The following is a 22,240-nucleotide window of genomic DNA, read 5'->3' as shown; positions in this document are numbered from 1 at the left end:
TTCGCCCGCAGCGCCGCGTCCCCGATGAGCACGGCGGCGTCCGCCTCCTGCATCATCAGACCGAGGTCGGGCGGGCACGTGTAGTAGTCGGGCCCGGGCGGCCGGGGCCGGGAAGGCTAGGCGGCTGCGAGGCGTTCCGCGGCCTCCACTGCCTCGGTGAGGCTGTCGACCACCGGGACCTCCACGCCGACCGCCTCCAGGCTGGCCCGGCTGTGCGAGCCGCCGGTGTACAGCACGGCCCGCGCGCCCACGTGCGCCGCCGCCACGGCATCGTCGACGGCGTCACCGATGACCACGACCCGCTCGGCGGCGGCAACCCCTTCCAGGGCCGCGAGGTGCCGCACCATCCGCTCGGCCTTGCCCGCGTGCGAGGCGTCCGTACGCCCGTCGATGCGCACGAAGTGCTCCTCGATGCCGTGCCGCCGCACGATCGGCACGAGGTGCTCGTGCGGTGCGAGCGAGAGCAGCGACTGCGTACGCCCGGCGGCCCGGCGCGCCGCGAGCAGTTCGGCGGCGCCGTCGGTGAGGCCGCAGGCCTCGGCGCGCGCCCAGTAGTGCTTGTGGAAGACGGCGTCCATGACCTGCCACTCGGCATCCGTGGGCAGCCGCCCCATCAGGCGCTCGTAGAACAGCGGGACGGGAACGCAGTACAGATCGCGATAGCGCTCCAGCGTGATCGGGTCGAGCCCGATCTCCGCGAACGACGCGTTCGTCGAGTCGATCACCGCATGAATGTCATGCAGCAGAGTGCCGTTCCAGTCCCAGACAATATGCGCGCCGCGCAGCTGCTTCCCCATAGCAAGACGGTACCCGTGCCCCCGGCCGCCCCACTCCCGGTTTTACGGCGCCTCCGCTGCGGGGCCCGTAAGCCCGGCGAACGGAGCCCCACCGCAGGGCATCGGGCCGGTGGACGGGAAAGCGTGTTCGTCCAGGACCGGATGCGGAGCAAACGGGCGGGCGGGAGGGAGAGCCCCGTCCCTGCGGAGCGCCCCGCAACCCCTCAGCCGATCAACCCCGGAATCTCCTGCGTGGCAAACCACAGCAGCTCATGATCCTCGACCCCGTCCCCCTGCCCACCGGCAGCCACCGCCGCGGCAACATCCGCCTCGGCATCCCCCGCATCCACATGCACGGCGGCCACCTTCTTCAGCCCCAGCACGCCACCGACCCGTACCTCACCGAGGCCGAGCTCCGGCGCCCCCTGCTCAAGGCTTCCGTCCGGCACGTCCGCGGCCAGCACGACCCGCCGCCGGGCCGCCCCCGCATCCCCGGCGATCAGCCGCAGCGAGGCATCCGCGGCCTGGCCAAGGGCGGCGTACTCCAGCTCCTCGGTGTCGTCGGAGGCGACCCACTCACGCAGATCCGGCGTCACGGCAAAGGCGGTCAGCGGCGCGGGCCCCAGCTCGCCCGCCTTGTGCACCTCGGCGAGGCGGCTCAGGGTCAGGGGAACGTAGACGCGCATGACGACCCGCTTTCACGAGGGAGGGATGTGGAGGGACAGAGAACCGGAAGCCATAGCCGAGGCCGATGCCAAAGCCGAAGCCGGAAGGTCAAGCAACAGGCCCCCAGAATACGCGCGGGAGTCCCCCTTCGAGCTGTGCCCCACCCCCGCCCCCCGCGTCACCCCGCACCCCCGCCCTTCACCCGCCCCACCCCGGCGCCCGCCCGGAATCGGACACCCCCGGCCACCCGGATAGGTGATCCCTCCGGCCCCCGCCCGCACCGCCCGCGCCCCTTGCACCCCCCGCCGCCGCCCCCGTACAAGATCCCCACAGAAGTTACTCCCCGGTACCAAAGGCGACCGGAACAGCGACCCCGGAGGCGACACGGCATGCACACGGCGATGAGCAAGGTAATGACCAGGCCCCGCCCCCGCCCGGCGGCCACCCGCCCACCGGGCCGCACGGACACCCGCCGCCCCTCGGCGCCCCGCACACCCCCGCGCCCCCTCAGGACCCCGCCCCAGCCCCCTCCGCACCCCACGGAACTCTTCGCCGAGCGCCTGCTCCTGGTCCTCAGCGGCCAGAAGCCTGTCCACTGGGCGGCCCGGCACATCGCCCACACGGCCTTCGACGACCTGACCCGCCTCGCCGCATCCGCCCCGCTGACCGTGAACGGCCGCCGCCCCACGGTCCACCGGATCGGCCACTACGAGCCACGGCCCGGCGTCTACGAGGTCTTCGCGAGGATCGGCACGGGCTCGGCCCTCAGGGCGCTGGCCTTCCGCCTGCATCTGGGCGAGGACGCTAGGTGGCGCTGCACGGCGGTGGAGGTGGGAGCCCCGGCCCCCTCCTAGCAACGCCGGGAGGCAACGCGAAGGGCCGGGCACCTCCCGGTGCCCGGCCCCACGTAACGCGACGCGGCTAAAACGCCCCGCGACTACTTCTTGCGGCGACGCCCGCCCTTCTGGGCCTTGCGCCGCTCCGCCCGCGTCATCCCGTCCGACTCGGACCGCGCACCCGCGTCCTCGGTCTCGAAGTCACCCTCGTCGACCCCGCCCTCGGCGTTCGGCGCCTGGAAGTGGAGACGGTCGGGCCGCTGCGGGGCGTCGAGCCCCTTGGCGCGGATCTCGGGACGGCCGCCACCGGCGGGAACGGCGTCCTTCTTCTCCAGCGAAGCCGCGTCCGACACCGGAACCTCCTCGACCTGCTGCTCGACCTGGACCTCCAGGTTGAACAGGTAGCCGACGGACTCTTCCTTGATGCCGTCCATCATGGCGTTGAACATGTCGAAGCCCTCGCGCTGGTACTCGACCAGCGGGTCCTTCTGCGCCATGGCCCGCAGGCCGATGCCCTCCTGGAGGTAGTCCATCTCGTAGAGGTGCTCGCGCCACTTGCGGTCGAGGACCGAGAGGACGACCCGCCGCTCCAGCTCACGCATGATCTCGGAGCCGAGCTGCTCCTCACGCGTCTCGTACTGCTGGTGGATGTCGTCCTTGATGGAGTCGGAGATGAACTCGGCGGTCAGACCCGCGCGGTCACCCGCGTCCTCCTCAAGCTCCTCGATGGTGACCTTCACCGGGTAGAGCTGCTTGAAGGCGCCCCACAGCCGGTCCAGGTCCCACTCCTCGGCGAAGCCCTCGGCGGTCTCCGCCGCGATGTACGCCTCGATGGTGTCGTCCATGAAGTGCGTGACCTGGTCCTGGAGGTCCTCGCCCTCCAGGACGCGGCGACGCTCGCCGTAGATGACCTCGCGCTGGCGGTTGAGGACCTCGTCGTACTTCAGGACGTTCTTACGGGTCTCGAAGTTCTGCTGCTCGACCTGCGACTGGGCGGACGCGATCGCGCGCGTCACCATCTTGTTCTCGATCGGCACGTCGTCCGGGACGTTCGCCATGGCCATCACGCGCTCGACCATCTGCGCCTTGAAGAGCCGCATCAGGTCGTCGCCGAGCGAGAGGTAGAAGCGGGACTCGCCGGGGTCGCCCTGACGGCCGGAACGACCGCGCAGCTGGTTGTCGATGCGGCGCGACTCGTGGCGCTCGGTGCCGAGGACGTAAAGACCGCCCAGGTCCTTGACCTCCTCGAACTCCGCCTTCACGGCACGCTCGGCCTTCTCCATGGCGGCGGGCAGCGCTGCGGCCCACTCCTCGACGTGCTCGACGGGGTCGAGGCCGCGCTGGCGCAGCTCCGCCTCGGCGAGGTCGTCGGGGTTGCCGCCGAGCTTGATGTCCGTGCCTCGTCCGGCCATGTTCGTGGCGACGGTGACGGCGCCCTTGCGGCCGGCCTGGGCGATGATCGGTGCCTCACGGTCGTGCTGCTTGGCGTTCAGGACCTCGTGCTGGACGCCGCGCTTGGAGAGCTGCTGGGAGAGGTACTCCGACTTCTCCACAGAGGTCGTGCCGACCAGGATCGGCTGGCCCTGCTCGTGCTTCTCGGCGATGTCGTCGACGACGGCGGCGAACTTCGCGACCTCGGTGCGGTAGATCAGGTCCGACTGGTCGGCGCGGACCATGGGCCGGTTCGTCGGGATCGGCACGACGCCCAGCTTGTAGATCTGGTGGAACTCGGCGGCCTCGGTCATGGCCGTACCGGTCATGCCGCAGAGGCCGGGGGTTTCCTTGCCGTCGTGGTCGTGGCGCTTGTAGAGGCGGAAGAAGTTCTGGAGGGTGATCGTCGCCAAGGTCTGGTTCTCGTCCTTGATGTCCACCCCTTCCTTCGCCTCGATCGCCTGGTGCATGCCCTCGTTGTAGCGGCGGCCCGCGAGGATACGGCCGGTGTGCTCGTCGACGATCATGACTTCGCCGTCGATGACGACGTAGTCCTTGTCGTTCTTGAAGAGCTCCTTGGCCTTGATGGCGTTGTTCAGATAACCGACGAGCGGGGTGTTCACCGACTCGTACAGGTTGTCGATGCCGAGCCAGTCCTCGACCTTGCCGACGCCGGACTCGTGGATGGCGACGGTGCGCTTCTTCTCGTCGACCTCGTAGTCGCCGGTCTCCTCGATGCCCTTGAGCTGGTTGCCGGGCTCACCCTTGGTGAGGCGGGTGACCAACTTGGCGAAGTCGCCGTACCACTTGGTGGCCTGGTCGGCGGGGCCGGAGATGATCAGCGGCGTACGGGCCTCGTCCACGAGGATCGAGTCGACCTCGTCGACGATCGCGAAGTTGTGGCCGCGCTGGACCAGTTCGTCCTTCGACCACGCCATGTTGTCGCGGAGGTAGTCGAAGCCGAATTCGTTGTTCGTGCCGTACGTGATGTCGCTCGCGTACTGCTCGCGGCGCTGGGCCGGCGTCATGTTGGCGATGATGCAGCCGACGGACAGACCCAGGAACTTGTGGACGCGGCCCATCATCTCGGAGTCGCGCTCGGCCAGGTAGTCGTTGACCGTGATGAGGTGCACGCCCTTGCCCGACAGGGCGTTGAGGTACGCGGGGAGGGTACCGACGAGCGTCTTGCCCTCACCGGTCTTCATCTCGGCCACAGATCCGAGGTGCAGCGCGGCGCCGCCCATCATCTGGACGTCGTAGTGCCGCTGGCCGAGGACGCGCTTGGCGGCCTCGCGCACCGTGGCAAAGGCTTCGGGGAGGAGGTCGTCAAGGGTCTCGCCTTCGGCGTAACGCTCCTTGTACTCCTCGGTCAGCGCGCGCAGCTCGGCGTCGGAGAGGCTGACGAAGTCCTCTTCGATGGAGTTGACCTGGTCCGCGATGCGGTGCAGCTTGCGCAGGATCTTGCCTTCGCCTGCACGCATGATCTTCGAGAGGACGGACACGGGGGTTGGTCTCCTTGCCGGTCGGGCCTGGCATGGTCGGTTTACTCATAGGGCAACGGCCATCGTAAGCGAGGAGCGGGCCGCGCCGGGAGGTCTGCCGATACGTCAACGGACGGGGGGCCTGGAAGGTGCCGGGTTGTGCCGATCAGCGCTCGGCGAAATGCGGGTCAAAGGTCGGCGAAAAGCACTGGCCCCTGGTCCCCGGCCCCCGCAGAATCACCGGATGGAGCCAGTCACCCTCACGACCGAACGCCTGATCCTGCGCACGTTCACGCCCGCCGACACCGACGAGACGTACGAAGCGTGCCAGGACGCCGACATCCAGCGCTGGACCACGGTCCCCTCGCCCTACGCGCACTCGGACGCGGCGGGCTTCGTGACGCGGATGGTGCCGGACGGCTGGCGCCACGACACGGAGTACACCTTCGCCGTACGGCCCAGGAGCGGCGGGCCCCTGGTCGCGGCCGCCAGCCTGCACCACCCGCGCTCGGGCGCCTGGGAGGTCGGCTTCTGGACCGCGAAGGAGTACCGCGGCAGCGGCTATATGACGGAGATCGTCCTCGAACTGGCCCGGTGGGCCTTCACCGATCTGGGCTGCACCCGCCTGGAGTGGCGCGCCGAGGTCGGCAACACGGGCTCGCGCGCGGTGGCGGAGAAGACGGGCTTCGTCGTCGAGGGCACCCTGCGCGGCGCGCTCCTGAACAAGACCACGCTCCGTGACTGCTGGGTGGGCGCCCTGCTGCCGAGCGACCTCGGCATGCCCTCGGCCCAGCCGTATCTGCCGGCCAGGCAATCGGCCGGGCAATCGGCAGGGGAATCAGCAGGGCAATCCGCCGGGGAGCCGACGGCGGAATCGGCCGTGGACGCGGCCATGGACCCGGCCAAGGGCTGAGCTCCGGCCCATCGGCGCAGGCCAGGAGCGTTGTCAGTGGCGACCCTTATCGTTTCCGGCATGACGAGCCTGCCGCGCCCCGCCATCGACCTCTCCGCCGACGAGGCCCGCCGTATCGCGCTCCGCGCCCAGGGGTTCATCGGCGCCCCGGACCGCAGGTCCGGCGTGCGGGGCGTGCTGCGGCATCTCGGCGCGGTCCAGCTCGACACGATCTCGGTCCTCGCCCGCTCGCACGAGCTCATTCCGTACGCCCGCCTCGGCGCCGTCGGCCGCGACAGGGTCGAGGCGGCGTACTGGGACGGAGTGTCGCCGGGCAATGGCCCCGCCCGGCCGCACGCCTTCGAGTACTGGTCGCACGCCGCGTGCATCCTGCCCATCGAGGAGTGGCCGCACTTCGCCTTCCGCCGCCGCGCCTACCGCACCCGCCCGCACTGGCACCACGACCTGCCCGACGGGGCGTACGACACGGTCATCAAGCAGCTCACCGCCGAAGGCCCCCTGACCGCCACGGAACTGGGCGGCGCGAAGAACAAGGGCGAGTGGTGGGACTGGTCGGACGCGAAGGTCGCCGTCGAGCGCGCCCTGATGTACGGCGAGGTGGTCTGCACCGAGCGCCGCAGCTGGAAGCGGGTGTACGACCTCGCCGAGCGCGCGATCCCGGACACGCTGCTCCATGACGACCTGGACGACGCGGAGTGCCTGCGCCGCCTGGTCCGCCTGGCCGGGCAGTCGCTCGGCGTGGGCACCCGCGCGGACATCGCGGACTATCACCGCCTCAAGGGCGAGCAGTTCGACGCCGTGGTCGCGGACTCGGGCCTGGTCCCGGTGACGGTGCAGGGCTGGGACAAGCCCGCCTGGGCCGATCCCGCGGCCCTGGAGACGGCCCCGCGCGGCCGCCACCGCACGACGCTCCTCTCGCCCTTCGACTCCCTGATCTGGGAGCGGGCGCGCACGGAGCGGATCTTCGGCTTCACCCACCGCCTGGAGGCTTATGTCCCCAAGCCCAAGCGGATCCACGGCTATTTCGCGATGCCGGTCCTGGCCGGGGGTCACCTGGTCGGCCGCGTGGACCCCGCCCGCGAGGGCAGCACGCTGGTCGCCAAGCAGGTGTCGCTCGACGGCGCCAAGGCCGTGCCCGCGGTGGCGCAGGCGCTCCGTGAGGCGGCGTCCTGGGTCGGCTGCGATTCCGTACGGGTGGAGCGGATGGACCGTCCCGAGCTGACCGCCGAGCTGGTCCGCGCCCTCGGCTGACGTCCCGGCCGGGCTTCGGCTGACGTCCCGGCCGGGTCTCACCTGATCTCGAGAATCTTCTCCCGCATCGCGTAGACGACCGCCTCCATCCTGGAGTGCAGCTGAAGCTTCTCCAGGATGTTGCGCACGTGGTTCTTCACGGTGTTCTCGGAGATGAACAACTCCTTCGCGATGTCGCGGTTGTTCATTCCCGTGGCCACCAGCTTGAGCACTTCCAGTTCGCGGTCGGTCAGCCGCGGCGCGGGCACCAGCCTGCGCTCGTCGGTGCGCTGGATCATCGACTTGAACTCGGTGAGCAGTTTCGACGCCATGGACGGGCTGATCTGCGACTGCCCGTCGGCCACCGCGCGAATCGCCGTGGCGACCTCGTCCGTGGAGATCTCCTTGAGGAGATAGCCCGTGGCGCCCGCCTTGATCGCGTCGTAGAGGTCCGCTTCCTCGTCGCTGATCGTCAGCATGATGATTTTGGCGCTGGGCGCGACCTCCTTGATGGAGGTGCACGCTTCGATGCCGCCGCGCTTGGGCATGCGTACATCCATCAGGATGATGTCCGGCAGCAGGTCCGCGGCCTTGTCCACCGCCTCGGCGCCGTCGCCCGCCTCCCCGACCACCTGGATGTCCTCCTCGGCCGCGAGGACGATCTCAAGGCCCCGGCGGAAGAGCGCGTGGTCGTCCACCACAAGGACCCTGATGGGCTCCTTGCGGGACGCGCCCGCATCCGTGCCGATGCCGATGCCGTCGTGGGCACCCTCATCCCGCATCGGTCCGAAGCTGTCCGCCATCGTTCCTCCCCCTGAAGGCCATGGCCCCGTTGTGCGTCGACTGCCGCCAACCCGGGGCAGCAGCACACCGGTTGGCCGGCTCCGCCCATGATTTCATGCCCGGACGGCCGCGCGTTGCGCGCAGGGGTCGCACGATGGTGCCCCTGGGGGCGCACAAGCACTCCAGGGGCACCGTCACATCCCTCGGCCGACCGGGGTCAGCCGCCGAGCGCACCGCCCCCGCCGCCCGATTCGGGCCGCGCGACCATCGGGTCGGTGTTGAGGCGGATGACGCCGTAGTCGTAAGCGTGCCGCCGGTAGACGACACTCGGTTCCTTCGACTCCGAGTCGACGAACAAGTAGAAGTCGTGCCCGACGAGTTCCATCTCGTAGAGCGCCTGGTCCAGTGACATCGGGGCCGCCACGTGGGTCTTCTCGCGGACCACGAGCGGGCCTTCGCCCTGGACCTCCAGTGAGCCGATCCTCTTGACGGGCACGCCGTCCGGCTCTTCGTCACGCGCGAGGGTGCCGTCGCCGTTGAGAGTCGCCGCGTCCGGCACCCGCTCGGCCACTTCGGCGGCGCTGAGCCTGCCGGTGCCGCGCCGGTTGTGGCGCTTCTCGTGCTGCTTGCGCAGTCGTGCGTCGAGCTTGGCCGTGGCAAGGTCGAGCGCGCCGTACGGATCGGCTGCCGAGGCCTCCGCGCGGATCACGGGCCCACGCCCGCGGAGGGTGATCTCCACGCGGTCGCAGCGGTCGGCCTGACGCGGGTTGGTTTCCTTGGACACCTCGACGTCGAGGCTGATCACCTTGCCGTCGAGCTTCTGGATCTTCTCCAGGTTCAGCTTCTCGGCCACGTGCTTGCGGAACCGCTCGGGCACCTCGGTCTTGCGGCCCTTGACGACGATGTCCACGCAGAACTCCGTTCCCGGATCGCCCCGCTTCGGCGGCGGAGCATCTCCCTTTTGCACCAGGCCCCGGTGACTCCCGGAGCCTCGGACTCGGTGACTTCCACCTCCTCCTCCCCCGCGAACAAGATCTCCACCCCGACCGGCCCGGTTGTTTGCAGAAAAAACCCGGCGACCGGCATTCCGATATGCGAGGGTCGGCGTCCGCCATTCCTCACAACCGAAGATATCTCGCTAGGACGGATGTCGTCACCCTCTACCGCTGCATACCTCCATTCAGGTGTATTGACCCTCTCACTACCTGCAACGATGCAAGTTCCCCGTCAGTTCCGGTTTATTCCGAAAGAATCCGGCGAGGAGGCGACAACAGCCGCAGTGATCGTGTTCTCGCACGCAATTTCACGGGCTGTTACCACCGCGACTCCCCCTTTACTTTCCGTGTGTACGTCACGTATTGCGCGGGCCGCCTCCGCCAGGGTCGCGCCCGTGGTCATCAGGTCGTCCACGATCACGACCCGGCCAGCGCCGGCCAGGAGCCGCCCGCCACCCGCGGTCACCTCGAGCGCACCCCGCAGATTCGCCTGCCGCTGCCGGGAGTTGAGCCCCGACTGATCGGCCACGGCACGGCGCTGGCGCAGCACGCACAGCACCCTGGCCCGCGTCCCGCCCCGCCGCAGCTCACCCGCAGCGGCCAGCGCGATCCGCCGTACCGGATCGTGGCCACGCGCCCGCACGGCCCGGCGGGCCGACGGCACGGGCACGAGCAGTACCTCAGCGTCACCACCCCTTGCGGCGTCATCACCTCCCGCAGCGTCAACACCTCCCGCGCCGCCACCCCGTACGCCTGCCGGAGTCCCGCTCTCCCGCAGTCCCGCACGCACCGCCCCGGCCAGCGACGCGCCCAGCGGCCCCGCGAGCCCCAGAGCACCCCGCTCCTTGTGCGCGAGCAGCACCGCCCGCACCGCGTTCCCGTACGGAGCCGCCGCATGCACCACCGGCAGCCCGTCCGGCCGGGGATCGGGCCGCACCCGGCGCGGCGCGCTACCGCACAGGGCATCGCCGCACTGAGCGCAGAGCGCCGTACGAGGCCTGCCGCAGCCTCCGCACTCGGCCGGCAGCACCAGATCGGTGAGGTCCTGCCACCACCCCGGCATGCCCACCACTGTGCCAAGGCGCGCGCGGCCCTGCCACCCCTGTGGATAACCACCTGTGGACAACTCCACGGCACCGGCAGGGTGTTACTCCTGTGGTTGCGGTGCGTGTCAGCCCGGATAGACCGGAGCCGACCCCTCCTTGACCGCCGTCTGCCACTGCGCACCGGTGGGCAGCCGCACGATCCCGTCGTCCGAGTGCGCAAGCAGCGGCTGCCGCTCGTCCTCGGAGGCCGCGATCTCCTTCACGCCGGTGAGGCCGGGCAGCGTCGTGCTCGCGGGCATCGAGCCGTCGCACTGGACGTACCGCATCTGCTGCACGCCGCCGGACTCGCGCCCGACCACCACGAGGCGGCTGCCACCCGCCCATGACATGGCGGTGACCTCCTCCATCTGCGGTGCGGCCCGGCGCAGTTCGACCACCGAGATGGCCGGCTGTTCGCCCTTGGCGCCCGTCCGCTCGACGCGGCCGATCTTCAGGGACGTCTTGCCGTCCTTCTTCACCAGGAGCGCGATCCGCACGCCGTCGGCCGACACGCGCACCGCCTCGATCCGCCCGTCGAGGTTCGCGATCTCGACCGGCATCGGCTCTCCCGCACCCTGGTCGAGCCAGAGCAGCCGCGGGCGCTTCGGGTCGCGGTCGGCGACCCAGAGGTCACCGCGGCCGTCCCAACTGGGCGTGGAGAGACCGTCCTCCTCCGACTTGGCCTTGCTGCGCACCTCCGGCTTGCCGAGCGGCGCCTCGGAGACCAGCGACCCCATGTAGAGCGAACGCCCGTCGAGCGACACCCCTGCCGCCCGCTCCTCGTCGCGCGAGACGGCCGCCGAGCGCAACGGCTGCTCGCCACTGCCCAGCTTCCCCGGCACGGGCTCCGTGCTCGCCCCGCCGCCCTGGCTGGCCGGCATCCGCACCAGGCGCTGCTTGTCGTCGATGAAGTACTGGTAGTCGGGGTGCTCCGCGGTGCGGCGCGAGGCGACGGACTCGGCCCGCTCCTTGCTCAGGACGCACAGCTGCGAGCCGTTGCGGCGCTGCAACTCCACCTCCTCGACGCCGGACGACGTCAGGTCCTGGAGCGTGAAGAGCATTTGCGCGGCCATCTCGGTGCACCGCTCCTGGTCCGCCGTATCGGCCTTCGCGTTCAGCGGCACCGTCAGCTTGCCCTGTTCGTCGGGCGCCAGCGTCTTGGTGCCCGCCTTGAGCTTGGTGCCCGTCGGGAAGCGGGTGCCCACGACCTGCTTGAGCCACGTGGTGGGACCGTCGAGCAGCGCCTTGACGGTCTCCGTCACGGGGTCTATTCGCTGGCGTATGTAGACGGGATCGGCGACGAGTCCTTGCTGACCGCCCGCCGTACCCGAGGAACCGGCCGCACGCGTCGCGAAGTAGTACTTGTTGACGGACCAGTAGATCCGCTGGAAGTCGGACTGCCCGAGCACGACCCCCGGCGGCACCCGGTCGATCCGCCACTCCTTGCCGTTGGAACCGTCCTGCTGGGTGAGGTGGACGACCTGGTTGTAGGCGGCGTCGTCGAGCTGGTACGCGTGCTCCTTGTCGACCGTGGCGACCTTGCGCCCGGTCAGCGGGAACGAACGGCCGCTCTCGCGGTCGTCACCGACACTGCCCGATCCCGTACTGGGCCCGTTCTCCAGGACCGTCGTCCGCGCACCGGGGTCCCAGGTCCTGGACGCTTCCTTGGTCAGATACTTGCGCGCCATCGCGAAATCGGGGTCATCGCTGGTCAGCGCCTCCAGGAAGCCCTGGACGATCTCCGAGGGGCCCGCGTCGTCGGCGGGCGGCATCGCGTAGACCCGGACCTGCGACTGCGAGTCGGGGCGCTGGGAGGCGTCGACGGCCTTGAGGTTGCCGCTGTCGGGCATCGAGGCGCAGCCCGCGAGCAGCACTCCGCAGCAGCCGAACAGCAGGCCGGCGCGCAGCGGACGCCGGTGGCGCCGGTACGCGGGTACGTGAGCGCGGCGATCGTGGTCAGCGCCCACGTGAGGCCTCCCCTTCCCTGGCGGGATCCGTTTCCGTTTCCCCCGCCTCGCTGACGGGATCCGTTTCCGTCGTCGGCTCACCGGCTCTCCGGGCCACCTCCGACGGAGGTCCGTCCGACGGGCGCCCGTCGGACGCGGGGACCTCGGAGGCGCGTCCCCCGGACGCGGGGACCTCGGACGCGTGTCCCCCGGCCGCGGCCTCCCCCGGCTCCTCGCCGCTCGGCAGAGCGTCGTCCAGCGGCCGCCGCGGTACGACCCGCGACCCGTTGCCCGGCAACGCGGTCGGATCCGCCGTGGCCGGAGGCTGCGCGAGTCGCGGCGCGATCGGCGCCCTCGCGGGCACCGGCGGCGGCACCCGCTCCGCCGCCGAGGGCTGCGCGGGCACCGTGGCGAGCTTGTTCGTGCCGCCCAGCGGCAGACCGGCGTCGTTCAGACCGCGGTGGCGCCGCGAATCGTCGGGCTCCAGCGGTATCGGCGAGCCCCGCAGCGGCTCGTCCGCCGTGCGCGGCAGCGTCAGACGGAACTGCGAACCGCCGCCCGGCTCGCCCCACGCCTGGAGCCAGCCGCCGTGCAGCCGCGCGTCCTCCAGGGCGATGGAGAGCCCCAGACCCGTACCGCCGGTGGTACGCGCGCGTGCCGGGTCGGCCCGCCAGAAGCGGCTGAACACGCGGGTCGCCTCGCCGGGCTTGAGCCCCACTCCATAGTCCCGCACCGCGACCGCGACCGCGCCGCCCGCCGCGGCGAGCCGCACCACGACGTCCCGGCCCTCGCCGTGCTCCACGGCGTTGACCACGAGGTTGCGCAGGACCCGCTCCACCCGGCGGGCGTCGGCCTCGGCGACCACGGGCTGCTCGGCCCCGACGATCCGCACGTGCGTCCCCTTGCGCTCCGCGAGCGGCTCGGCGCCGCCCACGACCCGTCGTACGACCTCGCGCAGGTCTATCGGCTCGGCCTCCAGAGCCGCCGCGCCCGCGTCGAACCGGCTGATCTCCAGGAGATCGGCGAGCAGCGTCTCGAACCGGTCGAGCTGGTCGGCGAGCAGCTCGGCGGAGCGCGCCGTCACCGGATCGAAGTCCACGCGCGCGTCGTGGATGACATCGGCGGCCATCCGTACGGTCGTCAGCGGCGTACGCAGCTCGTGCGAGACGTCCGAGACGAACCTGCGCTGCATCCGCGAGAGCTGCTCCAGCTGCTGGATCTTCAGCGTGAGGTTCTGCGCCATCTTGTTGAAGGCCTCGCCGAGCCGCGCGATGTCGTCCTCGCCGGTGACCTTCATACGTTCCTGGAGGCGCCCGGCGGACAGCCGCTCGGCGATGCCCGCGGCCATCCGTACCGGCGTGACGACCTGGCGCACCACCAGCCAGGCGATGGCGCCGAGCAGCACCACGACGAACAGGCCCGCGGTGGCCAGCGTCGTCCTGACGACGCCGAGGGACTCCTCCTCCTGCGTCAGCGGGAAGAGGTAGTACAGCTGGTAGGGCTGTCCGTCCGGGTCGTTCAGACGCTTGCCGATGACGAGGCCGGGCTGGGCTTCACGGCCGTCGTTGAAGACGATGCGGGTATTGCTCTGATACGCCCTGGTGCCCTTGTCGACGCTGTCGCGCAGCGCCTCGGGCACGCTCTGGATCGGGTCCACGCCCCCGGAGGCACGCGGCCCGCGCGCGCTGGCGTCGCGCGTGGACGTCGGGCTCAGCGTCACCACGTTGAACGCGCTCTGCCCGCCGCTGGAGAGCTGCTCCACCAGGTCGGACATCCATACGGCGATGGGCGGCGTCGTCCCGCCGTCGGACGTGCCGCCGCCGCTGTCCTGCCCGGAGCGCGGCCGGGCGGCGTTCGCCTCGTCCTGCGCGGCCCGGAATCCGCCGTCAGCCTGGCTCTGCGAAGCCTTCACCTTGGCCTTGAGCAGGCCGTTGTTCACCGAGCTCAGGACGGCGAAACCCAGCATCAGGACCACGCCGAGCGACATGAGCAGCGTCGTGGCGACGACCTTCAGCTGGATGTTGCGCCGCCACAGCCGCAGCGCGGGCAGCAGCGGCCGCCGCACCCAGCGCGCGAAGAGCCGCAGGACGGGGCTGCCCTGCACCCCGTCCTGCAACAGCAGACCACCGTCGAGCAGCCGCCCGAACGTGGAGCCGCGCCGTCCCGGTCCGCCAGTCCGCCCCGAGCGGCCCCCCGGAGCCCCGGGCGGTACGGGGGAACTGTCCCGGGACATGTCAGCTCGGTCCGGCCTTGTAGCCGACACCACGGACGGTCACCACGATCTCCGGGCGCTCGGGGTCCTTCTCGACCTTCGAGCGCAGCCGCTGGACGTGCACGTTCACCAGCCGGGTGTCGGCCGCGTGGCGGTAGCCCCAGACCTGCTCGAGGAGCACCTCACGCGTGAACACCTGCCACGGCTTGCGGGCCAGCGCCACCAGGAGGTCGAACTCCAGGGGCGTCAGCGCGATCGACTGGCCCTCGCGCTTCACGGAGTGCCCCGCCACGTCGATGACCAGGTCACCGATGGCGAGCTGCTCCGGCGCGGGCTCCTCGGACCTGCGCAGCCGCGCCCTGATGCGGGCCACGAGCTCCTTCGGCTTGAAGGGCTTCACGATGTAGTCGTCGGCACCCGACTCAAGACCGACCACCACGTCAACGGTGTCGCTCTTGGCCGTAAGCATGACGATCGGCACCCCGGACTCCGCCCTGATCAGGCGGCACACCTCGATGCCGTCGCGGCCCGGCAGCATCAAATCCAGCAGTACAAGATCCGGCTTTGCCTCCCGGAAAGCGGCCAGCGCCTTGTCGCCATCAGCTACGAACGACGGCTCAAAACCTTCACCACGCAGCACAATCCCGAGCATCTCGGCCAGTGCGGTGTCGTCGTCGACGACAAGGACTCGTCCCTTCATGCCTGACATCATCCCATTAGCTCATCGATACCTGGCGTGACCTGGCACACAGCTCGCCCAGGCCCCCTGCTGTCACGGGCGACACGACGCCTTCCTCGGTGACGATGGCCGTCACCAGTTCCGGCGGCGTCACATCGAACGCGGGGTTGTACGCCTGGGTCCCCAGAGGTGCCACCGCGATCCCGCCTCCCGCCTCGAATCCGGCCATCGGCACATACGGTGCCGTGACCTCCGTCACTTCCTGACCCGCCCGCTGTTCCACCTCGATGGACGCTCCGTCCGGGGTGTCCGGGTCCACGGTCGTGACCGGCGCCACCACGATGAACGGAACGTGGTGATAGCGGGCGAGCACAGCGAGCGGATAGCTCCCCACCTTGTTGGCCACCGAACCGTCGGCCGCGATGCGGTCGGCACCGATCAGCACGGCGTCCACCTCACCGGCGGCGAACAACGATCCCGCCGCGTTGTCCGTAAGCAAGGTGTACGCCATTTCGGCCCGCGCCGCCTCATACGCGGTCAGCCTCGAACCCTGCAGCAAGGGACGCGTCTCGTCCACCCACAGCCTGCGAAGACGCCCCGCCCGGTGCGCGGCGAGGGCCACCGCGAACGCCGTCCCCTCACCTCCGGAGACCAGCGCCCCGGTGTTGCAGTGGGTGAGGATGCGGTGGCCGCCGCCCGGCAGCATCTCGTCGAGCAGCGCGAGGCCGTGCACCGCCATCTGCGCGCTGGCCTCGGCGTCCTCCCTGTGCAGCGCACGCGCGGCCGCGAGCGCCGCGGCGGCCGCCGCCTCCCGGTCGGCCCCTCCCCCGACCGCCGAGCGGTACGCCGCCAGGGCCCTGCGCACGCCGTGGCCGAGGTTGACCGCGGTGGGCCGGGCCCCCGCGATCGCGACCGCCGCCTCTTCCACGTCGAAGCCGCGGGCGGCGGCCAGCGCGACGCCGTAGGCACCGGCGATACCGAGCAGCGGCGCCCCGCGCACCGCGAGCGTGCGGATCGCCTGCACCAGGGCGGGCGCGTCCGTGCAGACCAGCTCCGTCTCTTCGCCGGGCAGCCTGGTCTGGTCGAGGAGGACCAGTACGGGGCCCTCCGGCGGCTCGGCCCAGCGGATCGCGGGGATCGCGGGGAGCGCCGAGGTCGCCTCTTTCATCGGGTGCGCTGAACTCATCGGGGTTTCGGTGGGCCGTATGTCCTCGCCTGATTGCGCAAACTGATCAGCCATCCGCCCAGTCTGCCCCGTACCTGTCGGACAATTGAAGGTGTGCAGCCCATACGCTGCCCGGTCACCGCAAGGGTGTGCCGTGGCACGATGGCTGCCAACCGGCCGCCGCGACCGCGGACGGGCACCGTGAAGGAGCGACGATGAACGACACTCCGGGCTGGGCTTCGCCCGGATCTGCCCCCTCCGACGGACAGGACTCGGGCAAGGGCGAACCCGCCGAGCCCGCGGCCAACCCCGAAGGACCGCCGTCGAAGTGGTCCAAGGAGCAGCCGCCGCCCGCCCAGTGGTCCGCCCCGAGCCCGCCGCCGCCCGGCCAGACCCCGCCTCCGCCGCCTCCGCCGTCCGGCGGTGGCTGGGGCGGCGGACGCCCTGGCGGCCCCGGCTCCGGTGGCCCCGGCGGCTACCCCGGCTGGGGCGCGTGGCAGGGCCCGCCGCCCGCCGCCAAGCCCGGCGTCATCCCGCTGCGGCCGCTCGGCGTCGGCGAGATCCTGGACGGCGCGGTCTCCACGATGCGTACGTACTGGCGCACGGTGCTCGGCATCTCCCTGGCCGTGGCCGTGTTCACGGAGATCCTCGTCATCCTGCTCCAGGGGCTCGTCCTCGACGACAGCGCGAGCACGGAGGCCCTCGACGACCCGAGCGCGACCGTCGGCGAACTGACCCGTGCCCTCGGCGACACCCTGCTGAGCTCGGGCGTGATCCTGGTGATCACCCTGCTCGGCACGATCGTCGCCACCGCCCTGCTCACCACGGTCACCAGCCGCGCGGTGCTCGGCAAGCCGGTCACCACGGCAGAGGCCTGGCAGGACGCCAAGCCGCAGCTGCCGCGGCTGTTCGGCCTGACGCTGCTGCTTCCGCTCATCGGCGCCGCGATCGTCGCCGCCGGCACCCTGCCCGGCGTACTCGTCGCGGTGGCCGGGTCGTCCGAGGCCGGCATCAGCCTCGCCGTGCTCGGCGGATTCGCCGCCGGGATCGTCGCCATCTGGCTGCTCGTCCGCTTCTCGCTCGCCTCGCCCGCCCTGATGCTGGAGAAGCAGGGCGTGAAGAAGTCGATGACCCGCTCCGCGAAGCTGGTCCGCGGCTCCTGGTGGCGGGTGTTCGGCATCCAGCTGCTCGCCGCGGTCATCGCCAACGTAGTGGCGTCGATCATCGTCATCCCCTTCACCCTCATCGCGGGCGCCCTGAGCGGCGACGGCGTCACCGGCTTCCTCGACGGCGGCACCGGCGACCTCGGCTGGACCTTCCTGATCGTCAGCGGCGTCGGCTCGGTCATCGGCTCGATGCTCACGTTCCCGATCACCGCGGGTGTCACCGTGCTCCTCTACGTCGACCAGCGCATCCGCCGCGAGGCCCTCGACCTCGAACTGGCGCGCGCGGCGGGCCTCCAGGGCACCGGCGGCTCCAACGCCCCCGGCAGTGCCCCCGGAACTCCCGGGAGCTGATGCGGTGACGGGGGCAGTGCCGCACGGCGCGAGAACGGTCACTTCACTGGTACGAGGCACCGGCGACGACACCCCGCCGGTGACGATCCCGCGCGACCCCGCACGCGAGGCCGCCGAACGCGAACTGTCCAAGCCGCCGTACCACGAGAACGACCCCAGCCTCCTCCAGCGCGCCCTGAACCGCTTCTGGGAGTGGGTCGACGACCTGTTCACCGCAGCCTCGGGGGCAACCCCGGGCGGCGGCCTGGGACTTCTGGTCATCGTCGTCGCCGTGCTGGCCCTCGTCGCGTTGCTGTGGTGGCGCCTCGGCACCCCGCACCGCGCCCCCGCATCGGCCCCGGCCCTCTTCGACGACCGCCCGCGCACGGCCGCGGAACACCGCGCCGCCGCCGAGGCGCACGCCGCCGCGGGCCACTGGAACCAAGCCGTCCAGGAGCGCATGCGCGCCGTGGTCCGCTCCCTGGAGGAACGCGCCCTCCTCGACCCCCGCCCCGGCCGAACGGCGGACGAAGCCGCAGCGGAAGCCTCCCGCACCCTCCCGGCCCACACCGCCGAACTCCACACGGCAGCACAGTCCTTCGACGCCATCACGTACGGCGGCCGCACCGCCACCCCCCAGACCTACCACCAGCTGAGCACCCTGGACGATTCCCTGCTCCGGACCAAGCCCAAGCTGAGCCCCACCCCCCAGGGAGCCCCCCAGTGACGGCCCCCCAAAACCCCGAACCCAACCCGCCCAACGCCCACCCCGAAACCGACCCACCCAACCCTCACCCCGCAGCCGGCCCGCACGGCGCCGCCCAGCCCGCAGCCGACCCGCACGGCGCCACCCAGCCCGCAGCCGGCCCGCCCAGCGCCACCCACCCCGGAGCCGCAACTCCCGGCGCCCCCCTCCCCGGAGACGCAACGCCAAGCACCGGCTTCCCCGGAGCCAGCCCGCACAGCACCCGCCTCCCCCGAGCCGCAACGCCCAGTGCCACCCACCCCGGAGGCGCAAGGCCAAGCACCGCCCTCCCCGGAGCCGACGCGGCCGCACCCACCGCCCCCCTCACCGAAGCAGCCGCCCCCGCTTCCCCGACGTCCTCCGCCCCCACCCCCCGCCATCTCTGGACCCGAACCCGCGGCATCCTCCTCGCCCTGGTACTCCTCCTGGCAGCCGCCATCGCCATCGCGGCCGTCCGTTCCGGCGGCCAGCACGGGCGCCTCGACCCGCGTTCCGCCGACCCCTACGGCAGTCGCGCCGTCGCCGAACTCCTCGCCGACCGAGACGTATCCACCCGCGTGGTCACCACCTCCGAAGAGGCCAGGACCGCGGCAGGTCCGGACACCACGCTCCTCGTGGCCTCCCCCGACCGCCTCACGGAGCGCCAGCAAAAGCGCCTCCGCACGGCCACCGAGGACTCCAGGGGCCGCACCGTCCTCCTCGCCCCCGGCACCCCCTCGGTCAGCACCCTCGCCCCCGGGGTCACCGCGGACGCCACCCCCAGCCTCGACTCGACGCTCTCCCCCCGCTGCTCCCTCCCCGCCGCCGAGCGCGCGGGCTCCGCCGACGTGGGCGGCCTCCGCTACGACACCCTCGCCCCGGACGCCGAAGCCTGCTACCTCAGCGACGGCCTGCCCAGCCTCCTGCACCTCCCGGCAGCCAGGGGAGGCGGCGACACCGTCGTACTGGGCGCCCCCGACATCCTCTTCAACGACCGCCTGGACAAGCAGGGCAACGCCTCACTGGCCCTGCAACTCCTCGGCTCCCGAACCCACTTGGTCTGGTACCTCCCCTCCCTCTCAGACGACGCAGCCACCGACGAAGCCGACCGCGACTTCTTCGACCTGATCCCCGACGGCTGGCTCTGGGGAACCCTGCAACTCACCATCGCCGCCGCACTCGCCGCCCTGTGGCGCGCCCGCCGCCTCGGCCCGCTGGTCCCCGAACGCCTCCCCGTGGCCATCCGCGCCTCCGAAACCGTCGAAGGCCGAGCCCGCCTCTACCGCAAGGCCAACGCCCGCGACCGCGCGGCCGCCGCCCTCCGCTCGGCCACCCGCACCCGCATCGCCCCCCTCATCGGTGTAACCCCCGGCCAGGCCCACGCCCCCGAGACCCTGCTCCCCGCCCTCTCCGCCAGGCTCCGCACCCCCGGCCAGGACCTGCACCCCCTCCTCTTCGGCCCGCCCCCGGGCAACGACGCAGCCCTCATCACCCTCGCCGACCAACTCGACGCCCTCGAAAAAGAGGTACGTACTTCATGATGGACCCGACCACTGACAACGCCGAGAACCCCGCGAGCTCCGGCAGCGCCCGCTCCTCCCTGGAGTCCCTGCGCACCGAGATCTCCAAGGCCGTGGTCGGCCAGGACCCCGCGGTAACGGGCCTCGTCGTGGCCCTCCTCTGCCGCGGCCACGTCCTCCTCGAAGGCGTCCCCGGAGTCGCGAAGACCCTGCTGGTCCGCGCACTCGCCGCATCCCTCGAACTCGACACCAAACGCGTCCAGTTCACCCCGGACCTGATGCCGAGCGACGTCACCGGCTCCCTCATCTACGACGCCCGCACCACCGAGTTCTCGTTCCAGCCGGGCCCGGTCTTCACCAACCTCCTGCTCGCCGACGAGATCAACCGCACCCCGCCCAAGACCCAGTCCTCCCTCCTCGAAGCGATGGAGGAACGCCAGGTCACGGTCGACGGCACCCCGCGCCCCCTCCCGGAGCCCTTCCTCGTCGCGGCCACCCAGAACCCCGTCGAGTACGAAGGCACGTACCCGCTCCCCGAAGCCCAGCTGGATCGTTTCCTCCTCAAGCTCACCGTCCCCCTCCCCTCCCGCCAGGACGAGATCAACGTCCTCACCCGCCACGCGGAAGGCTTCAACCCCCGCGACCTGCACGCCGCCGGCATCCGCCCCGTGGCAGGCCGCGCCGACCTGGAAGCGGCCCGCGCCGCCGTCGCCAAGACCTCCGTCTCCCCCGAGATCACCGCCTACGTGGTGGACATCTGCCGCGCCACCCGCGACTCCCCGTCCCTCACCCTGGGCGCCTCCCCCCGAGGCGCGACCGCCCTGCTCTCCACGGCCCGCGCCTGGGCCTGGCTGACGGGCCGCGACTACGTCATCCCCGACGACGTGAAAGCCCTCGCCCTGCCCACCCTCCGCCACCGCGTCCAACTCCGCCCGGAGGCCGAGATGGAGGGTGTGACGGCCGACTCCGTCATCAACGCGATCCTCGCCCACGTCCAGGTCCCCCGCTGATGGCCCTCACCGGCCGCACGGCCCTCCTGGCGGCCCTCGGCAGCCTCCCCGTAGGCATCTGGGACCCCAGCTGGACCGGCATCCTCGCCGTGAACGCCCCGCTGGCCCTGGCGTGCGCCTGCGACTTCGCCCTCGCCGCTCCCGTACGCCGCCTCGGCCTGACCCGCACCGGGGACACTTCCGTACGCCTGGGCGAATCCGCCGACGTCGAACTGACCGTCACCAACCCCTCCGGCCGCCCCCTGCGCGCCCTGATCCGCGACGCCTGGCCCCCCAGCAGCTGGCAGCCCGGCACCGAGATCGAGGCATCCCGCCACCGCCTGACGATCCCTCCGGGCGAACGCCGCCGCCTCACGACCCGCCTGCGCCCGACCCGCCGCGGCGACCACCGGGCGGACCGCGTCACCATCCGCTCGTACGGCCCCCTGGGCCTCCTCACCCGCCAGGGCAGCCACAAGGTCCCGTGGACACTCCGGGTCCTGCCACCCTTCGCCAGCCGCAAGCACCTCCCGTCCAAGCTGGCCCGCCTGCGCGAACTCGACGGCCGGACCAGCGTCCTGACCCGAGGCCAGGGCACGGAATTCGACAGCCTCCGCGACTACGTCCCCGGCGACGACACCCGCTCCATCGACTGGCGCGCCACCGCCCGCCAGTCCAACGTCGCGATCCGCACCTGGCGCCCCGAACGCGACCGCCACATCCTGCTCGTCCTCGACACGGGCCGCACCTCGGCCGGCCGCGTCGGCGACGCCCCGCGCCTCGACGCCTCGATGGACGCGGCCCTGCTCCTCGCGGCCCTGGCCTCCCGTGCGGGAGACCGCGTGGACCTCCTCGCGTACGACCGCCGGGTACGCGCCCTGATCCAGGGCAAAGCAGCAGGTGACGTGCTCCCCTCGGTGGTGAACGCCCTGGCCGCACTCGAACCGGAACTCGTCGAGACGGACGCCAGAGGCCTGACGTCAACAGCCCTCCGCACCGCGACCCGAAGCTCTTTGATCGTGCTGCTGACCAGCCTCGACGCAGCACCCATCGAAGAGGGCCTGCTCCCCGTACTCTCCCGGCTCACCCAGCGCCACACAGTCGTCCTCGCATCGGTGGCCGACCCTCACATAGAGCAGATGGCCAAGTCCCGGGGAACAACAGAGGCCGTGTACGACGCGGCAGCCGCAGCCCAAGCCCACACGGAACGCCACCGCACGGCAGAACAACTCATGCGGCACGGCGTCACAGTCGTAGACGCCACCCCCACGGACCTGGCCCCGGCCCTGGCAGACGCATACCTGTCCCTAAAG

Annotated in this window: 17 protein-coding genes and 2 pseudogenes; 8 read left to right on the top strand and 11 right to left on the bottom strand. The window is 71.4% G+C overall.

Annotation, left to right across the window (positions count from 1 at the left end):
• From ACQKIP_RS15520 to ACQKIP_RS15510, 3 genes and pseudogenes are all read right to left on the bottom strand, one after another.
• A pseudogene (locus tag ACQKIP_RS15520) lies at window positions 1–92 on the bottom strand (menaquinone biosynthesis protein); the annotation flags it as partial.
• Window positions 93–116: 24 nt separating this feature from the next.
• Window positions 117–797 (bottom strand): HAD family hydrolase, encoded by a 681-nt coding sequence (locus ACQKIP_RS15515; protein WP_365857189.1) that lies wholly within the window; start codon window positions 795–797, stop codon window positions 117–119.
• A gap of 203 nt (window positions 798–1,000) precedes the next feature.
• Window positions 1,001–1,462: a DUF6912 family protein gene (locus ACQKIP_RS15510; RefSeq protein ID WP_365857187.1), complete on the bottom strand. Its 462-nt coding sequence runs from the start codon at window positions 1,460–1,462 to the stop codon at window positions 1,001–1,003.
• Window positions 1,463–1,831: 369 nt separating this feature from the next.
• Here ACQKIP_RS15510 and ACQKIP_RS15505 point away from each other — a divergent pair, with 369 nt between their 5' ends.
• On the top strand, window positions 1,832–2,296 hold the full coding sequence (locus ACQKIP_RS15505) for an Rv3235 family protein (RefSeq protein ID WP_365857185.1): 465 nt from the start codon (window positions 1,832–1,834) through the stop codon (window positions 2,294–2,296).
• Between the two features lie 83 nt (window positions 2,297–2,379).
• On the opposite strand, the gene secA is transcribed toward ACQKIP_RS15505, so the two are convergent.
• Window positions 2,380–5,211, bottom strand: a complete 2,832-nt coding sequence (secA, locus tag ACQKIP_RS15500; protein ID WP_427743186.1) for a preprotein translocase subunit SecA — start codon at window positions 5,209–5,211, stop codon at window positions 2,380–2,382.
• Window positions 5,212–5,434: 223 nt separating this feature from the next.
• Between secA and ACQKIP_RS15495 the strand changes: the two genes are divergently transcribed.
• Window positions 5,435–6,103 carry a GNAT family N-acetyltransferase gene (locus ACQKIP_RS15495; protein WP_365857180.1) on the top strand — a complete coding sequence of 223 codons (669 nt, stop codon included), beginning with the start codon at window positions 5,435–5,437 and terminating at the stop codon, window positions 6,101–6,103.
• 60 nt (window positions 6,104–6,163) lie between these two features.
• Window positions 6,164–7,354, top strand: a complete 1,191-nt coding sequence (locus ACQKIP_RS15490; protein ID WP_365857178.1) for a winged helix-turn-helix domain-containing protein — start codon at window positions 6,164–6,166, stop codon at window positions 7,352–7,354.
• 38 nt (window positions 7,355–7,392) lie between these two features.
• On the opposite strand, the gene ACQKIP_RS15485 is transcribed toward ACQKIP_RS15490, so the two are convergent.
• From ACQKIP_RS15485 to mtnA, 7 genes are all read right to left on the bottom strand, one after another.
• Window positions 7,393–8,136 (bottom strand): response regulator transcription factor, encoded by a 744-nt coding sequence (locus tag ACQKIP_RS15485; protein ID WP_365857176.1) that lies wholly within the window; start codon window positions 8,134–8,136, stop codon window positions 7,393–7,395.
• 197 nt (window positions 8,137–8,333) lie between these two features.
• A complete protein-coding gene (hpf, locus tag ACQKIP_RS15480) occupies window positions 8,334–9,026 on the bottom strand; it encodes a ribosome hibernation-promoting factor, HPF/YfiA family (protein ID WP_427743183.1) in 693 nt (230 codons plus the stop codon).
• A gap of 317 nt (window positions 9,027–9,343) precedes the next feature.
• Entirely contained in the window at window positions 9,344–10,174 is an 831-nt protein-coding gene (locus tag ACQKIP_RS15475) for a ComF family protein (protein WP_365857172.1), read from the bottom strand.
• Between the two features lie 108 nt (window positions 10,175–10,282).
• Window positions 10,283–12,163, bottom strand: coding sequence for an LpqB family beta-propeller domain-containing protein (locus ACQKIP_RS15470; protein WP_427743181.1), 1,881 nt, complete (start codon window positions 12,161–12,163; stop codon window positions 10,283–10,285).
• Window positions 12,153–14,375 carry an MtrAB system histidine kinase MtrB gene (gene mtrB, locus ACQKIP_RS15465; RefSeq protein WP_365857170.1) on the bottom strand — a complete coding sequence of 741 codons (2,223 nt, stop codon included), beginning with the start codon at window positions 14,373–14,375 and terminating at the stop codon, window positions 12,153–12,155. The genes ACQKIP_RS15470 and mtrB overlap by 11 nt, the downstream gene beginning before the upstream one ends.
• Window position 14,376: 1 nt before the next feature.
• A complete protein-coding gene (mtrA, locus tag ACQKIP_RS15460; RefSeq protein WP_190080121.1) occupies window positions 14,377–15,066 on the bottom strand; it encodes a two-component system response regulator MtrA in 690 nt (229 codons plus the stop codon).
• Between the two features lie 4 nt (window positions 15,067–15,070).
• Window positions 15,071–16,273 carry an S-methyl-5-thioribose-1-phosphate isomerase gene (gene mtnA, locus ACQKIP_RS15455; RefSeq protein WP_365857167.1) on the bottom strand — a complete coding sequence of 401 codons (1,203 nt, stop codon included), beginning with the start codon at window positions 16,271–16,273 and terminating at the stop codon, window positions 15,071–15,073.
• Window positions 16,274–16,413: 140 nt separating this feature from the next.
• Between mtnA and ACQKIP_RS15450 the strand changes: the two genes are divergently transcribed.
• From ACQKIP_RS15450 to ACQKIP_RS15430, 5 genes and pseudogenes are all read left to right on the top strand, one after another.
• Window positions 16,414–17,715 carry a glycerophosphoryl diester phosphodiesterase membrane domain-containing protein gene (locus ACQKIP_RS15450; protein ID WP_365857165.1) on the top strand — a complete coding sequence of 434 codons (1,302 nt, stop codon included), beginning with the start codon at window positions 16,414–16,416 and terminating at the stop codon, window positions 17,713–17,715.
• A gap of 4 nt (window positions 17,716–17,719) precedes the next feature.
• Window positions 17,720–18,421, top strand: coding sequence for a DUF4129 domain-containing protein (locus ACQKIP_RS15445; protein WP_365857162.1), 702 nt, complete (start codon window positions 17,720–17,722; stop codon window positions 18,419–18,421).
• A 344-nt stretch (window positions 18,422–18,765) separates the two neighbouring features.
• A pseudogene (locus ACQKIP_RS15440) lies at window positions 18,766–19,959 on the top strand (DUF4350 domain-containing protein); the annotation flags it as partial.
• A complete protein-coding gene (locus tag ACQKIP_RS15435; RefSeq protein WP_365857159.1) occupies window positions 19,956–20,948 on the top strand; it encodes an AAA family ATPase in 993 nt (330 codons plus the stop codon). The pseudogene ACQKIP_RS15440 and the gene ACQKIP_RS15435, both read left to right, overlap by 4 nt.
• On the top strand, window positions 20,948–22,240 hold a 1,293-nt coding region (locus ACQKIP_RS15430; RefSeq protein ID WP_427743177.1), incomplete at its 3' end, for a DUF58 domain-containing protein. The genes ACQKIP_RS15435 and ACQKIP_RS15430, both read left to right, overlap by 1 nt.

The organism is Streptomyces sp. NPDC059900 (assembly GCF_050270335.1).
Lineage (GTDB): Bacteria > Actinomycetota > Actinomycetes > Streptomycetales > Streptomycetaceae > Streptomyces.
Note: the sequence above shows the minus strand (reverse complement) of the source record. Positions and strands in the feature narration are given on the sequence as shown.

Excerpts from the sequence above, each read along its gene's own strand:
- mtnA (WP_365857167.1), bottom strand. The coding sequence starts at position 16,273 with ATGGCTGATCAGTTTGCGCAATCAGGCGAGGACATACGGCCCACCGAA.
- ACQKIP_RS15505 (WP_365857185.1), top strand. The coding sequence starts at position 1,832 with ATGCACACGGCGATGAGCAAGGTAATGACCAGGCCCCGCCCCCGCCCG.
- mtrA (WP_190080121.1), bottom strand. The coding sequence starts at position 15,066 with ATGATGTCAGGCATGAAGGGACGAGTCCTTGTCGTCGACGACGACACC.
- mtrB (WP_365857170.1), bottom strand. The coding sequence starts at position 14,375 with ATGTCCCGGGACAGTTCCCCCGTACCGCCCGGGGCTCCGGGGGGCCGC.
- ACQKIP_RS15475 (WP_365857172.1), bottom strand. The coding sequence starts at position 10,174 with ATGCCGGGGTGGTGGCAGGACCTCACCGATCTGGTGCTGCCGGCCGAG.
- ACQKIP_RS15435 (WP_365857159.1), top strand. The coding sequence starts at position 19,956 with ATGATGGACCCGACCACTGACAACGCCGAGAACCCCGCGAGCTCCGGC.
- ACQKIP_RS15490 (WP_365857178.1), top strand. The coding sequence starts at position 6,164 with ATGACGAGCCTGCCGCGCCCCGCCATCGACCTCTCCGCCGACGAGGCC.
- ACQKIP_RS15515 (WP_365857189.1), bottom strand. The coding sequence starts at position 797 with ATGGGGAAGCAGCTGCGCGGCGCGCATATTGTCTGGGACTGGAACGGC.
- ACQKIP_RS15450 (WP_365857165.1), top strand. The coding sequence starts at position 16,414 with ATGAACGACACTCCGGGCTGGGCTTCGCCCGGATCTGCCCCCTCCGAC.
- ACQKIP_RS15495 (WP_365857180.1), top strand. The coding sequence starts at position 5,435 with ATGGAGCCAGTCACCCTCACGACCGAACGCCTGATCCTGCGCACGTTC.
- ACQKIP_RS15510 (WP_365857187.1), bottom strand. The coding sequence starts at position 1,462 with ATGCGCGTCTACGTTCCCCTGACCCTGAGCCGCCTCGCCGAGGTGCAC.
- ACQKIP_RS15485 (WP_365857176.1), bottom strand. The coding sequence starts at position 8,136 with ATGGCGGACAGCTTCGGACCGATGCGGGATGAGGGTGCCCACGACGGC.